Annotated in this window: 10 protein-coding genes; 8 read left to right on the plus strand and 2 right to left on the minus strand. The window is 58.2% G+C overall.

Translation table 11 applies throughout. From position 1 onward, the window contains the following. The first annotated feature begins 97 nt into the window (after nucleotides 1–97). The 3 genes from tamA to HF650_RS02895 are packed head-to-tail and all read left to right on the plus strand — an operon-like array spanning nucleotide 98 to nucleotide 5957. A complete protein-coding gene (gene tamA / locus HF650_RS02885) occupies nucleotides 98–1831 on the plus strand; it encodes an autotransporter assembly complex protein TamA (RefSeq protein ID WP_187801101.1) in 1734 nt (577 codons plus the stop codon). After that, entirely contained in the window at nucleotides 1828–5604 is a 3777-nt protein-coding gene (tamB, locus tag HF650_RS02890; protein WP_187801102.1) for an autotransporter assembly complex protein TamB, read from the plus strand. The genes tamA and tamB overlap by 4 nt, the downstream gene beginning before the upstream one ends. A 2-nt stretch (nucleotides 5605–5606) precedes the next feature. Continuing rightward, a complete protein-coding gene (locus tag HF650_RS02895) occupies nucleotides 5607–5957 on the plus strand; it encodes a gamma-glutamylcyclotransferase (protein ID WP_023478402.1) in 351 nt (116 codons plus the stop codon). Between the two features lie 419 nt (nucleotides 5958–6376). Here the strand turns inward: HF650_RS02895 and ppa are convergent, their stop codons facing one another. Beyond that, a complete protein-coding gene (gene ppa / locus HF650_RS02900) occupies nucleotides 6377–6907 on the minus strand; it encodes an inorganic diphosphatase (RefSeq protein ID WP_023478348.1) in 531 nt (176 codons plus the stop codon). 400 nt (nucleotides 6908–7307) lie between these two features. On the opposite strand from ppa, the gene ytfQ reads away from it, so the two are divergent. The 5 genes from ytfQ (at nucleotide 7308) to HF650_RS02925 (ending at nucleotide 13511) form a co-directional block, all read left to right on the plus strand. After that, entirely contained in the window at nucleotides 7308–8264 is a 957-nt protein-coding gene (ytfQ, locus tag HF650_RS02905; protein WP_023478471.1) for a galactofuranose ABC transporter, galactofuranose-binding protein YtfQ, read from the plus strand. Between the two features lie 47 nt (nucleotides 8265–8311). Beyond that, complete coding sequence (gene ytfR, locus HF650_RS02910; protein WP_187801103.1) at nucleotides 8312–9814, plus strand: galactofuranose ABC transporter, ATP-binding protein YtfR; 1503 nt, start codon at nucleotides 8312–8314, stop codon at nucleotides 9812–9814. A gap of 10 nt (nucleotides 9815–9824) precedes the next feature. Further along, nucleotides 9825–10850, plus strand: a complete 1026-nt coding sequence (ytfT, locus tag HF650_RS02915; RefSeq protein ID WP_164483628.1) for a galactofuranose ABC transporter, ATP-binding protein YtfT — start codon at nucleotides 9825–9827, stop codon at nucleotides 10848–10850. Beyond that, complete coding sequence (gene yjfF, locus HF650_RS02920) at nucleotides 10837–11835, plus strand: galactofuranose ABC transporter, permease protein YjfF (RefSeq protein ID WP_023478490.1); 999 nt, start codon at nucleotides 10837–10839, stop codon at nucleotides 11833–11835. The genes ytfT and yjfF overlap by 14 nt, the downstream gene beginning before the upstream one ends. A 110-nt stretch (nucleotides 11836–11945) precedes the next feature. Further along, a complete protein-coding gene (locus HF650_RS02925; RefSeq protein WP_187801104.1) occupies nucleotides 11946–13511 on the plus strand; it encodes a methyl-accepting chemotaxis protein in 1566 nt (521 codons plus the stop codon). Between the two features lie 136 nt (nucleotides 13512–13647). On the opposite strand, the gene fbp is transcribed toward HF650_RS02925, so the two are convergent. Continuing rightward, nucleotides 13648–14646: a class 1 fructose-bisphosphatase gene (fbp, locus tag HF650_RS02930; RefSeq protein WP_023478503.1), complete on the minus strand. Its 999-nt coding sequence runs from the start codon at nucleotides 14644–14646 to the stop codon at nucleotides 13648–13650. Between the last annotated feature and the right edge of the window lie 273 nt (nucleotides 14647–14919).

Consider the following 14919-nt stretch of genomic DNA (forward strand, 5'->3'; position numbering starts at 1 on the left):
CGGCCTGGCTGATGCTATCGTGGCACAATCAGGCCCAGCGCGGAGCTGCGCTTACGTTTCCTTCCAGGAGTGGGAGCGAGGATATTCAGGAGAGAACGTGCCAAAGATCCGTCTTTTATGTTTTGCCGGTTTGTTGCTGGTGAGCGAAACGGCATTCGCCGCCAATGTGCGATTGCAACTTGAGGGGTTAACCGGGCAACTGCAGAAAAATGTCCGCGCCCAACTGTCGACTATCCAGAGTGATGAAGTGACGCCCGACCGCCGTTTCCAGGCACGCGTTGATGACGCCATCCGCGAAGGGTTAAAAGCGTTAGGCTACTACGAGCCAACCATCGTTTTTGAACTGCGTCCACCGCCGGAGAAGGGGCGTCAGGTGCTAATCGCCCGTGTTACGGCGGGCGAGCCTGTGCGCATTGGCGGCAATAGCGTGATCCTGCGCGGCGGCGCGCGCACCGACAGCGACTACCTTTCGCTGCTGAAAAAGCGCCCGGCTATCGGCACGGTGTTAAACCACCACGACTACGACAGCTTTAAAAAATCCCTGACCAGCGTCGCGCTGCGCAAAGGCTACTTCGACAGTCAGTTCAACAAAAGCCAGCTTGGCATAGCGCTGGATCGCCGCCAGGCGTTCTGGGATATCGATTATGACAGTGGTCAGCGTTACCGCTTCGGCGATGTCACCTTCCAGGGTTCGCAAATTCGCGACGAGTATCTGCAAAACCTCGTCCCTTTCCACGAGGGCGAGTATTACCAGACCCAGGATCTGGCGGAGCTAAACCGCCGCCTCTCCGCCACCGGCTGGTTTAACTCGGTGATTGTCGCGCCGGAGTTCGACAAAGCGCGTAAGACCAAAGTGCTGCCGCTGAGAGGCGTGGTCTCACCGCGTACGGAAAACACCATTGAAACCGGCGTCGGTTACTCCACCGATGTCGGGCCGCGCGTTAAAGCGACGTGGAAAAAACCGTGGGTTAACTCCTACGGGCACAGTTTTACCACCAGCATGAGCGTCTCCGCGCCCGAGCAGCAGCTCGATTTCAGCTATAAGATACCGTTGCTGAAAAATCCTCTGGAGCAGTACTACCTGGTGCAGGGCGGGTTCAAGCGTACCGATCTTAACGATACAGAAGCGGACTCAACCACGCTGGCGCTGTCGCGCTACTGGGATCTCTCCAGCGGCTGGCAGCGGGCGATCAACCTGCGCTGGAGCCTCGATCACTTCACGCAGGCCAACGTCACCAACACCACCATGCTGCTCTATCCGGGCGTGATGATCAGCCGTACCCGCTCGCGCGGTGGGCTGATGCCGACCTGGGGCGACTCCCAGCGCTACTCGGTCGATTACTCCAACACCGCCTGGGGATCGGATGTCGACTTCCTCGTTTTGCAGGCGCAAAACGTCTGGATCCGTACGCTCTACGATCGCCACCGCTTTATCGCACGCGGCAACCTCGGCTGGATCGAAACCGGGGATTTCCAGCGCGTGCCGCCGGATCTGCGCTTCTTCGCCGGGGGCGATCGCAGTATTCGTGGTTATAAATACAAATCGATCTCGCCGGAGAACGAACGCGGCAAGCTGATCGGCGCCTCAAAACTGGCGACCGGCTCGCTGGAGTACCAGTACAACGTCACCGGCAAATGGTGGGGCGCGGTGTTTGTCGACAGCGGCGAAGCGGTGAGCGATATCCGCCGCAGCAACTTTAAAACCGGCACCGGCGTCGGCGTGCGCTGGCAGTCGCCGGTCGGGCCAATCAAGCTCGATTTCGCGGTACCGGTCGGCGATAAAGAGGAGCACGGGTTGCAGTTTTACATCGGGTTGGGGCCAGAATTATGAGTTTATGGAAGAAGATCAGCCTCGGCGTGGTGGCGTTTCTTGTATTACTGCTGGGCACGGCGATCTTTCTGGTCGGCACCACCAGCGGCCTGCATCTGCTGTTTAAAGCAGCGAACCGCTGGGTACCGGGGCTGGAGATTGGCCAGGTCACCGGCGGCTGGCGCGATCTGTCGCTGAAAAACATTCGCTATACCCAGCCGGGCGTGGCGGTTGACGCGGGGCAGATCCACTTTGCGCTCAACCTCGGCTGCCTGCGCAACAGCAGCGTCTGCGTCAACGATCTGTCGCTGAAAGATATCAACGTGGCGATCGACACCAAAAAGATGCCGCCTGCGCAGAAGGTGGAAGAGGAAGATAGCGGGCCGCTGAACCTCTCCACGCCGTACCCCATCACGCTGAGCCGGGTGGCGCTGGAAAACATCAACATCAAAATCGATGACACCACCGTCTCGCTGATGGATTTTAGCTCCGGCCTCAACTGGCAGGAGAAAAACCTGACCCTGAAACCGACCTCGCTGCAGGGCTTGCTGATTGCCCTGCCAAAAGCGGCCGATGTGGCGCAGGAAGAGGTTCTCGATCCGAAGGTGCATAACCCCAGGCCGGAGGAGAAACCGCTGGGCGAGACGCTGAAAGCGCTGTTTGAGAAGCCGTTGCTGCCGGAGATGCAGGATGTGCATCTGCCGCTGAATCTCAATATCGAGGAGTTTCGCGGCGAGCAGCTGCGCCTGACCGGCGACACCGATATTGTGGTGCGTAGCCTGCTGCTGAAAGTGAGCAGTATTGACGGGCAGATGAAGCTCGACGCCTTTGATATCGACTCCAATCAGGGCCAGGTCAACGCCACCGGCACCGCGCAGCTGCGCGACAGCTGGCCGGTCGATATCACGCTCAACTCGACGCTGAATGTCGATCCGCTGAAAGGCGAGAAGGTGAAGCTGAAAGTGGGCGGTGAAATGCGCAAGCAGCTGGAGCTTGGCGTTAACCTCTCCGGCCCGGTGGATATGGTGCTGCGGGCGCAGACGCGGCTGGCAGAAGCGGGCTTACCGCTCAATCTTGATATCACCAGCCAGCAGCTCTACTGGCCCTTTACCGGTGAGAAGCAGTACCAGGCCGATGACCTGAAGCTGAAGCTCAGCGGCAAAATGACCGACTACGCGCTCTCGTTCCGCACTGCGGTAAAAGGGCAGCAGGTTCCGCCGGCCACCATCACACTGGACGGTAAAGGCAACGCGCAGCAGATTAACATCGATAAGCTCTCTATCGCTGCGCTGGAGGGCACCACCGAACTGAAAGCGCTGCTCGACTGGCAGCAGGCGATCAGCTGGCGTGGCGAGCTGACGCTGAAGGGCATTGATACGGCAAAAGCCTTCCCCGAGTGGCCCGCGAAGCTCAATGGTCTGGTGAAAACCCGCGGTAGCCTCTACGGCGGCAGCTGGCAGATGGATGTACCGGAGCTGAAGCTTAACGGCAACGTGAAGCAGAACCGGGTCAAGGTCGACGGGCAGTTGAAAGGCAACAGCTATTTGCAATGGGTGATCCCCGGACTGCACCTCGAGCTTGGCAAAAACAGTGCGGATATCAAAGGCGAGCTGGGGGTAAAAGATCTCAACCTTGATGCCAATATCGATGCGCCAGGCCTCGATAACGCGCTGCCGGGTCTCGGCGGCACGGCGAAAGGGGTAGTGAAAGTGCGTGGCACTGTCGATGCGCCGCAGGCGCTGGCGGATATTACCGCCAACAATCTGCGCTGGCAGGAGCTCTCCATCGCCCGCGTGCGCGTGAACGGGGATGTGAAATCAAGCGATCAGATTGGCGGCAAGCTGAACGTGCGCGTCGAGCGTATCGCCCAGCCTGGCGTCAACATTAGCCTGGTGACGCTGGCCGCCGACGGCAATGAGAAGCAGCATAAGTTGCAGCTGCGCGTGCAGGGCGAGCCGGTCTCCGGCCAGCTGGCGCTGGCAGGCAGCTTTGACCGCCAGCAGCAGCGCTGGAAAGGGACGCTCAGCGATACCCGTTTTGCCACGCCGGTGGGGCCATGGTCGCTGACGCGCCCGATTGCGCTCGATTACCGCAACCAGGAGCAGAAGATCGCCATTGGCCCGCACTGCTGGCTCAACCCGAATGCCGAGCTGTGCGTACCGCAAACCATCGATGCCGGTGCGGCAGGGCGCGCGGTGGTCAATCTCAATCGTTTCGATCTCGCAATGCTGAAACCCTTTATGCCGGAAGCAACACAGGCGAGCGGCGTCTTTAGCGGCAAAGCGGATGTCAGCTGGGACAGCACCAAACCGGGCCTGCCGCAGGGGCAGGTGATGCTTGCCGGGCGCGGGGTGAAAGTGACGCAGGAGGTCAACGGCGCGCCGCTGCCGGTCGCCTTCGACACGCTGAACCTGAATGCGAAGCTACAAAACGATCGCGCCGATCTCGGCTGGCTGATGCGGCTGACCAATAATGGCCAGTTCGACGGCCAGATCCAAGTGACCGATCCGCAAGGGCGACGCAATCTCGGCGGAACGGTGAACATTCGCAACTTCTCGCTGGCGATGGCGAATGCCATCTTCAGCCGCGGCGAGAAAGCGGCGGGGACACTCAATGCCAACCTGCGCCTTGGCGGCAACGCTCAAAGCCCGCAGCTGTTTGGTCAGCTTGGGCTCAATGCGCTGGATGTTGAGGGCAACTTTATGCCGTTCGACATGCAGCCGAGCCAGCTGGCGATGAACTTCAACGGAACAACGTCAACGCTACAAGGCGTGGTGCGCACCAGCCAGGGGCAGATTAACCTCAGCGGCGATGCGGACTGGAGCCAGATCGACAACTGGCGCGCGCGCATTGCGGCAAAAGGCAGCAAAGTACGCATTACCGTGCCGCCGATGGTACGCCTCGATGTCTCGCCGGATGTGGTGTTTGAAGCGACGCCGAGCCTCTTTACCCTCGATGGCGATGTGGATGTGCCGTGGGCGCGCATTGTGGTACATGATGTGCCGGAGAGCGCGGTCGGCGTCTCCAGCGATGAGGTGATGCTCAACGACCAGCTGCAGCCGGAAGAGGAGCAGCGGGCGTCGATCCCGATCAACAGCAATGTGACGGTGCATGTCGGCAACAACGTGCGGCTCTCGGCCTTTGGCCTGAAAGCACGGCTGACGGGCGATCTGAAAGTGGCGCAGGATAAGCAGGGCCTTGGGCTGAACGGGCAGATCAATATCCCGGAAGGGCGCTTCCGCGCATACGGGCAGGATCTGATTGTGCGTAAAGGTGAGCTGCTCTTCTCCGGCCCGCCGGATCAGCCGCTGCTTAACCTCGAAGCGATCCGTAACCCGGAAGCCACGGAGAATGATGTGATTGCCGGGGTGCGCGTGACTGGCTCTGCGGATGAACCGAAAGCGGAGATCTTCTCCGACCCGGCGATGTCGCAGCAGGAAGCGTTGTCCTACCTGCTTCGTGGGCAGGGGCTGGAGAGCGAACAGAGCGATAGTGCGGCAATGACGTCGATGCTAATTGGTCTGGGGGTTGCGCAAAGTGGGCAGGTTGTGGGTAAAATCGGCGAGACCTTTGGCGTCAGCAACCTGGCGCTGGACACCCAGGGCGTCGGCGACTCCTCACAAGTGGTGGTCAGCGGCTATGTGCTACCGGGTCTACAAGTAAAATATGGTGTAGGAATTTTTGACTCACTGGCGACTCTCACGTTACGTTATCGCCTGATGCCTAAGCTGTATCTTGAAGCGGTGTCTGGCGTAGATCAGGCACTTGATTTGCTCTATCAGTTTGAGTTTTAGCAATGCGAATATTTGTCTACGGCAGTTTACGACGCAAGCAGGGCAACAGCCACTGGATGACCAACGCTCAGTGGCTGGGCGACTTCAGCGTTGAAAATCATCAGCTGTACAGCCTGGGCCACTACCCAGGCGCGGTGCCGGGAAACGGCAGCGTGCTGGGTGAAGTCTATCGCATCGACGCCTCAACGCTCGGTGAGCTGGACGCCCTGCGTACCGCAGGCGGCGAGTATAAACGGCAGTTGATCCAGACGCCGTACGGTGGTGCATGGATGTACGTCTACCAGCGTTCGGTTGAGGGGAAAACCTTGATTGAAAGCGGCGACTGGCTTGACCGCGACCATTATCAAAAGTAGTAATCAGTCACAGAGAACCGCGCCAATGGCGCGGTTTTTTTTGCGCCGCGCATTTTTGCCGGATGGCGCTGCGCTTATCCGGCCTACGTTTAAACGCAACCGCTGTGATCTCGCATGCCGACGACGCACGTCGTAGGCCGGATAAGGCTCCGCGCCATCCGGCAGAATTTGTAGGCCGGATAAGGCATCGCCGCCATCCGGCAAGGCAGGCCAGCGCCGTAAGCCGCAGGCGCAGTTCGTAGGCCGGATAAGGCCCCGCCGTCATCCGGCAGAATTTGTAGGCCGGATAAGGCATCGCCGCCATCCGGCAATGCAGGCCAGCGCCGAAAGCCTGAGGGACACCCCGCCATCCCAACCCGCAACCATAAAAAAAGCCCTGTGCGCGTTATGCGCGACAGGGCTTCTCTTACGAAAACGGCTTACTTCTTGGCAGCGCGCTCGAAGGAGGCAACGATTTCAGCTTTTGCTGCTTCAGCGTTGTCCCAACCGTCCACTTTCACCCATTTGCCTTTTTCAAGATCTTTGTAGTGCTCGAAGAAGTGAGTGATCTGCGCTTTCAGCAGTTCCGGCAGGTCGTTCACATCTTTAATGTGATCGTACTCTTTGCTCAGCTTGGTGTGCGGAACCGCAACCAGCTTGGCATCTTCACCGGATTCGTCGGTCATTTTCAGCACGCCAACCGGACGGCAGCGGATCACAGAGCCTGGCTCCAGCGGGTACGGAGTCGGTACCAGCACGTCTACCGGGTCACCATCCAGAGAGAGGGTGTGGTTGATGTAACCGTAGTTGCACGGATAGAACATCGCGGTGGACATGAAGCGGTCAACGAACAGCGCGCCGCTCTCTTTGTCGACTTCGTATTTGATCGGGTCAGCGTTAGCCGGAATTTCGATAACAACATAGATATCTTCTGGCAGATCTTTACCCGCCGGGACGTTGAGTAAGCTCATGTTTGTTTCCTTTAAAATGTGTGGCAAACAAGTGCCGGGTATTATAGCCAACTGGCGGTGAATGTCTTGGGCTCTTTTACTCGCCAGCGACTTTTCAGACCCTTTACCGACGCCCTTTTATGACAACTTTGTCCATATCCATAGCAGCATACTGAATAATTTTGTGTAAGCGGTTACAGCGTAAAAATGCGTTTTTGCTGCGCCAGTAAATTTCTGCAATTTCAAGGGAGATTCCTGCTGTGTTTCGCCTCCCCTTTTCGCGCGCCAGATCGCAACTGATAACTAACAATTCATTCACTTTTCCGATTTGTGATGTAACTCATTTTGTTACATCTCCGATTGTCTATAGTTTCCCCGCAGGCGAAGTAGTAGCCAACAATAACCCTACGAGGATGCTCTTATGTGGAAGCGTTTACTTCTTGTCACAGCAGTTTCGGCAGCTATGTCGTCTATGGCGATGGCTGCGTCGTTAACCGTGGGATTTTCGCAGGTCGGATCGGAGTCCGGCTGGCGTGCCGCTGAAACCAACGTCGCGAAAAGCGAAGCCAGCAAACGCGGCATTACCCTGAAGATTGCTGACGGTCAGCAAAAGCAGGAAAACCAGCTAAAAGCGGTGCGCTCCTTTATCGCACAGGGCGTTGACGCCATCTTTATCGCCCCGGTGGTTGCGACCGGCTGGGAGCCGGTGCTGAAAGAGGCGAAAGAGGCGAAGATCCCGGTCTTCCTGCTGGATCGCTCCATCGATGTGAAAGACAAATCGCTCTATATGACCACTGTCACCGCTGACAACGTCCTCGAAGGGAAGCTGATTGGTGAATGGCTGGTGAAAACCGTCGCCGGCAAACCGTGTAACGTGGTGGAACTGCAGGGCACCGTGGGCGCAAGCGTCGCCATTGACCGTAAGAAAGGGTTCGCAGAAGCGATCTCGAAAGCTTCTAACATCAAAATTATCCGCTCTCAGTCCGGCGACTTTACCCGCAGTAAAGGCAAAGAGGTGATGGAGAGCTTTATCAAAGCCGAGAACAACGGCAAAAACATCTGCATGGTTTACGCCCACAACGACGACATGGCGATTGGCGCCATTCAGGCTATCAAAGAAGCGGGCCTGAAACCGGGCAAAGATATCCTCACCGGCTCTATCGACGGGGTACCGGATATCTATAAAGCGATGATCGATGGCGAAGCCAATGCCAGCGTTGAGCTGACGCCAAATATGGCAGGCCCGGCCTTCGACGCGCTGGAGAAATTCAAAAAGGATGGCACCGAGCCGCCGAAGTTGACCATTACCAAATCCACCCTCTATCTGCCGGATACGGCAAAAGAGGAGCTGGAGAAGAAGAAAAACATGGGTTACTGAGTCCTGTCGTCCCGCCGGGGAGAGGGCATCTGTGTAAGGGGTCAACAATGAACGCGGAAGCACACCAGGAAATCCTGCGTACCGAAGGCTTAAGTAAATTCTTTCCCGGCGTAAAAGCGCTCGATAACGTGGATTTCTCGCTGCGACGCGGTGAAATCATGGCCCTGCTCGGTGAGAACGGCGCGGGAAAATCGACGCTTATCAAAGCGCTGACCGGGGTTTACCACGCCGATAAGGGCACCATCTGGCTCGAAGGCCAGGCTATTAATCCCAAAAATACCGCCCATGCCCAACAGCTGGGAATCGGCACCGTTTACCAGGAAGTGAACCTGCTGCCGAATATGTCGGTGGCGGATAACCTCTTTATTGGCCGCGAGCCGCGCCGCTTCGGCCTGCTGCGCCGCAAAGAGATGGAGCAGCGCGCCAGCGAGCTGATGCAATCTTACGGCTTCTCGCTGGATGTGCGCGAGCCGCTCAACCGCTTCTCGGTGGCGATGCAGCAGATTGTTGCCATCTGCCGCGCTATCGATCTCTCGGCAAAAGTGCTGATCCTCGATGAGCCAACCGCCAGTCTTGATACCCAGGAAGTGGAGATGCTCTTCACCCTGATGCGCCAGCTGCGCGATCAGGGCGTCAGCCTGATCTTTGTTACCCACTTTCTCGACCAGGTTTACACCGTCTGCGACCGTATCACCGTACTGCGCAACGGCAGCTTTGTCGGCTGCCGCGAAACGCGCGAGCTGCCGCAAATTGAGCTGGTGAAGATGATGCTGGGCCGCGAGCTGGAGAGTAACGCTCTGCAACGCGCCGGGCGCACGCTGCTCAGTAACAAGCCGGTGGCCGCCTTTAACAACTACGGCAAAAAAGGGGTCATCGCCCCATTCGATCTTGAGGTTCGCCCCGGTGAGATCGTCGGCCTCGCAGGGCTGCTCGGCTCCGGGCGCACCGAAACGGCAGAGGTGATCTTCGGCATTAAGCCCGCCGACAGCGGCAGTGCGGTGATCAAAGGTCAGCCGCAAACCCTGCGCTCGCCCCATCGCGCCTCCTGTCTTGGGATCGGTTTCTGCCCGGAGGATCGCAAAACCGACGGCATTATCGCCGCCGCTTCGGTGCGCGAGAATATCGTGCTGGCACTCCAGGCCCAGCGCGGCTGGCTGCGTCCCATCCCGCGTAAAGAGCAGAACGCGATTGCCGAGCGCTTTATCCGCCAACTGGGTATTCGCACGCCAAGCGCCGAACAGCCCATTGAGTTTCTTTCCGGCGGCAATCAGCAAAAAGTGCTGCTCTCGCGCTGGCTGCTGACGCGCCCGCAGTTCCTGATCCTCGATGAACCCACGCGCGGGATTGATGTTGGCGCGCATGCTGAAATCATCCGCCTGATCGAGACCCTCTGCGCCGACGGGCTGGCGCTGCTGGTGATCTCCTCCGAGCTGGAGGAGCTGGTGGGCTACGCGGATCGGGTGATCATTATGCGCGATCGCAAGCAAGTCGCCGAGATCCCGCTCGCCGAGCTTTCCGTTCCGGCGATCATGAATGCCATTGCGGCGTAAGGAGTAGAGTGTGATGCCTCAATCACTGGGCCAACAGGCGCAGCCGAAGCGCCGTTTTAGCTGGCCGACCGGCACGCCGCAGATCTTAGCCCTGCTGCTGGTTTTGCTGGTGGACAGCCTGGTCGCGCCCCATTTTTACCAGGTGGTGCTGCAGGATGGCCGCCTGTTCGGCAGCCCAATCGATATTCTTAACCGCGCAGCGCCGGTCGCGCTGCTGGCCATCGGCATGACGCTGGTGATCGCCACCGGCGGCATCGATCTCTCCGTCGGCGCGGTGATGGCGATTGCCGGCGCAACGGCGGCGTCATTAACCGTCTCCGGCCATAGCCTGACGGTGGTGCTGCTGGCGGCGCTGGCCACCGGCGTGCTGGCCGGGCTGTGGAACGGCATTCTGGTGGCGATCCTCAAGATCCAGCCCTTTGTCGCCACGCTGATCCTGATGGTCGCCGGGCGCGGGGTCGCGCAATTGATCACTTCCGGGCAGATTGTCACTTTTAACGCGCCGTCGCTGGCGTGGCTCGGCAGCGGCTCGCTGCTGCTCTTCCCGACGCCGGTGATCATCGCGCTGGTGACATTAGTTATCTTCTGGCTCTTTACCCGCAAAACGGCGCTGGGCATGTTTATCGAAGCGGTGGGGATTAATATCCGCGCGGCAAAAAACGCCGGGGTGAATACGCGGCTGGTGGTGATGCTGACCTACGTGCTGAGCGGCGTCTGCGCGGCCATCGCCGGGGTGATTGTCACAGCGGATATTCGCGGCGCGGATGCCAACAACGCCGGGCTGTGGCTGGAGCTGGACGCCATTCTGGCGGTGGTGATTGGCGGCGGCTCGCTGATGGGCGGGCGTTTCAACATTGTGCTGTCGGTGGTGGGGGCGCTGATTATTCAGGGCATGAACACTGGTATTCTGCTCTCCGGTTTTCAGCCGGAGCTTAACCAGGTAGTGAAAGCGGTGGTGGTGATGTGTGTGCTGATTGTCCAGTCGCCGCGCTTTATTGCGTTGCTTAAAGGAGTGCGCGGTCATGATAAAACGTAACCTGCCGTTGATGATCACGCTGGGCGTTTTCGTGCTCGGCTATCTTTACTGCCTGACGCAGTTTCCCGGCTTCGCCTCGACGCGCGTCATCTGTAATATTCTGACGGATAACGCCTTTCTCGGCATTATCGCCGTCGGTATGACTTTTGTGATCCTCTCCGGCGGTATCGATCTCTCCGTCGGCTCGGTGATCGCCTTCACCGGCGTCTTCCTGGCAAAAGCGATTGGCGCCTGGGGTATCTCGCCGCTGCTCGCCTTCCCGCTGATTTTGCTGATGGGCTGCGCCTTTGGTGCCTTTATGGGGCTTCTGATAGACGCGCTGAAAATCCCGGCCTTTATCATCACCCTCGCCGGGATGTTCTTTCTGCGCGGCGTCAGCTATCTGCTCTCCGAAGAGTCGATTCCCATTAACCACCCGATGTATGACACTCTCTCCAGCCTCGCCTGGACCATCCCCGGCGGCGGGCGGCTGAGCGCGATGGGGCTGCTGATGCTGATGGTAGTGGTGGTCGGGATTTTCCTTGCTCACCGCACCCGTTTTGGCAACGAAGTGTACGCCATTGGCGGTAACGCCACCTCGGCGAACCTGATGGGCATCTCGACGCGCAGCACCACGATTCGTATCTATATGCTCTCAACGGGGCTGGCGACGCTTGCCGGGATTGTCTTCTCCATCTACACCCAGGCGGGCTATGCACTGGCGGGCGTTGGCGTCGAGCTGGACGCGATTGCCTCTGTCGTCATCGGCGGTACGCTGCTGAGCGGCGGCGTTGGCACGGTGCTTGGTACGCTGTTCGGCGTGGGGATTCAGGGGCTGATTCAGACCTATATCAACTTCGACGGCACGCTCAGCTCCTGGTGGACGAAGATCGCCATCGGCATTCTGCTGTTTATCTTTATCGCCCTGCAACGCGGCCTGACTGTGCTGTGGGAGAGCCGGCAGAACTCGCCGGTGACGCGGGTAAGCCCAACGGCAACTAAGTAACAAGATATTGAAATTGCTGTTTTTCTTCTAAAGGAATTCCGGTAGCGGTCGATAACTGTCGAATGGGCTTAATTTACGCCAAAAAGTTCTTCGCTACCGGAATCCACATCATGCTTAAAACGCTTTCGATCCGTACGGGCTTACTTTCTCTGCTGGCTGTTATGACTCTTCTGCTGCTGCTGGTCAGCGGTATTGGTATTTATGCGCTCAATAAGAGCTCCGCTTCGCTGGCGCGAATCAACCAGCTACAGGGCGAAAAGATGGCGCGCCTGAACAGCGGCTACACCATGATTCTGCGCGCGCGTAACGAAGCGGGCCAGGCGGTGCGCATGATGGAGGTGGGCCTGCTGGATGATGCCGCCAACTCCGTAAAACAGATTAACAATGAAATTGCGCTCGGTGAGCGCTCTCTAACGGGCGTTATCAGCGCGGGTGTTGATGACGAGCAGGGCGCGGCGCTGCTGGCAAAAGTGGCGAAAAGCTATGGCGAGTACGTCAGCCAGGGCATTAAGCCGATGCAGGACGCGCTCAACCAACAGAGCGCCGATGCCTATTATGAACTCCTCGAAAGCAAACTCATCCCCGTCTCTCGCCAGTTCGATAACGATATGCAGGCCTTCCAGACGTGGGGCGAAGCGCGCGGTAAAACTGAAGTGGTGGCGGTGCAGAGCAGCAAGCGCTTCGTTATGTCGCTGATCTTTGTCGTCGCCCTGCTGGTGGCCGGAATAATCGTGCTCGCCTGGCTGGCGCTGCGCCATATGCTGCTAAAACCCCTCGACACCTCGATTCAACAGCTGGAACAGGTGGCGGCGGGTAACCTGGTTGCCGCGAAAACCGACGTGACGGGAAAAGAGTTTAACCGTCTGAACGCGGCGATTGAGGAGATGCGCCATGCGCTGATTGGCTCCGTGATGCGCGTGCGCGATGCCAGTTCGCAGATCGATACCGGCAGCCGGGAGCTGGCGGCGGGCAACCTCGACCTCTCGCAGCGCACCGAATCAACCGCCACTTCGCTGGAGCAAACCGCCGCCAGCATGGAGCAGATCACCGCCACGGTGAAACTCAACGCCGACAATGCCGAGCAGGCGCACGCGCTGGCGAAAACCGTCTCCGAGACCGCCGATCGCGGCAGCGAAATGGTCTGTTATGTGATTGAGAAAATGCGCGATATCGCCGGCAGTTCCGATTGCATCGCCGATATTCTTAGCGTGATCGATGCCATTGCTTTCCAGACCAATATTCTGGCGCTCAACGCCGCCGTCGAAGCGGCGCGCGCGGGTGAGCAGGGCAGAGGCTTTGCGGTAGTGGCGGGCGAAGTACGCAGCCTCGCCAGCCGCAGCGCCGACTCCGCGAAAGAGATCCGCCAGCTTATCAGCAGCTCGCAGGCGCAGGTCTCCGAAGGCAGCGATCTGGCGATGCAGGCCGGTGAAACGATGGATGAGATCGCCGAAGAGGTGTTGCGCATGACCAAATTAATGCGCGAGATAGCCAATGCGTCTCAGGAGCAGAGTCGCGGTATTGAGCAGGTCAATATTGCGGTCAGCCAGATGGATGAAACGGCGCAGCAGAATGCGGCGCTGGTACAACAATCGTCTGCGGCGACGCGCTCGCTGGAGCAGCAATCCCGCGAGCTGCTTGAGGCGATGGCGTCGTTCCGTTTGCAGACGCAAGCATAATCAAAGGCACTCTTTTAGCCGCCTGCTGAAGGCGCTGCCAAACGCCTTTGTTCGGCATATCCGGCCTGCATATTCGTACTCTCAGTACAAACGGCAGGCCGGATAAACATGACCAACATCCGGCAATCACACGCTATTACGCGTCCGGATACTCACGCATATAACGCTCAACATCATCAACCATATGCTCATTGCCGACGAAGAACGGACGGCGCTGATGCAGGCTTTCTGGCTGGATATCGAGAATACGCTCTTTACCGTCGCTCGCTTTGCCGCCAGCCTGTTCCGCGAGGAAGGCCATCGGGTTGCACTCATACAGCAGGCGCAGTTTCCCTTGCGGGTGGCTGGCGGTGCTCGGGTAGAGGTAGATGCCGCCTTTCAGTAGGTTACGGTGGAAATCCGCCACCAGTGAACCGATGTAGCGGGAGGTGTAAGGGCGGTGGGTCGCTTTATCCTCTTCCTGGCAGAACTTGAGGTACTTCTTCACGCCCTGCGGGAATTTGATGTAGTTCCCTTCGTTAATCGAGTAGGTGTTGCCGCGTTCCGGGAAGCGCATGCGCTCCTGGGAGAGGCAGAAGACGCCGAGGGACGGATCGTAGGTGAAGGCGTGAACGCCGCAGCCGGTGGTGTAGACCAGCATTGTCGACGAGCCATACACCACATAACCGGCAGCAACCTGTTTGTTACCCGGCTGCAGGAAGTCCTCTTCGGTGACCGGCGTGCCAACAGGTGTGACGCGGCGGTAGATAGAGAAGATGGTGCCGACAGAGACGTTAACATCGATGTTGGAGGAGCCATCCAGCGGATCCATCAGCACCACGTATTTAGCGTGTTCGCACCCTTCGAAAACGACGATCTCATCCTCTTCTTCAGAGGCGATACCGGCGACGATATCGCGGGCGCGCAGCGCGGATTTCAGTTTCTCGTTCGCAAACAGGTCGAGTTTTTGCTGCACTTCGCCCTGTACGTTTTCAGCACCGCTGGCACCCAGGATATCGACCAGACCGGCCTTATTGATATCGCGATGAATGATCTTGGCGCCCAGTTTTATCGCCGACAGTAAAGCAGTCAGTTCACCCGTTGCATGCGAGAACTCATGCTGCTTTTCGACAATAAATTCACCTAACGTTTTCATAACACTTTCCCTGCATTTTTGAATATGGAGTAAAGCGATTGTAGCCTGCGGTTTTCAGCTTACGGGTCGGGCACGTTCAGCAGCGTCAACCGCCGAAACGGTAACAGCTGAAACTTTCGTAAACGAAAACGCAGCGGACATGCAACAATACTAACAAACATTCAAAACTTCGCGCAGAGGTGAATCGCGCCAGCGGGGTACGGATTATCCTGAAATGCATTTCTCAGACGTTAAACATATGCGTAAAATGTGCGCCAGGTTAAGCAAGGATAA

The sequence above is a fragment of the Kosakonia sp. SMBL-WEM22 genome (assembly GCF_014490785.1).
In the GTDB taxonomy this organism is placed as follows: Bacteria; Pseudomonadota; Gammaproteobacteria; order Enterobacterales; family Enterobacteriaceae; genus Kosakonia.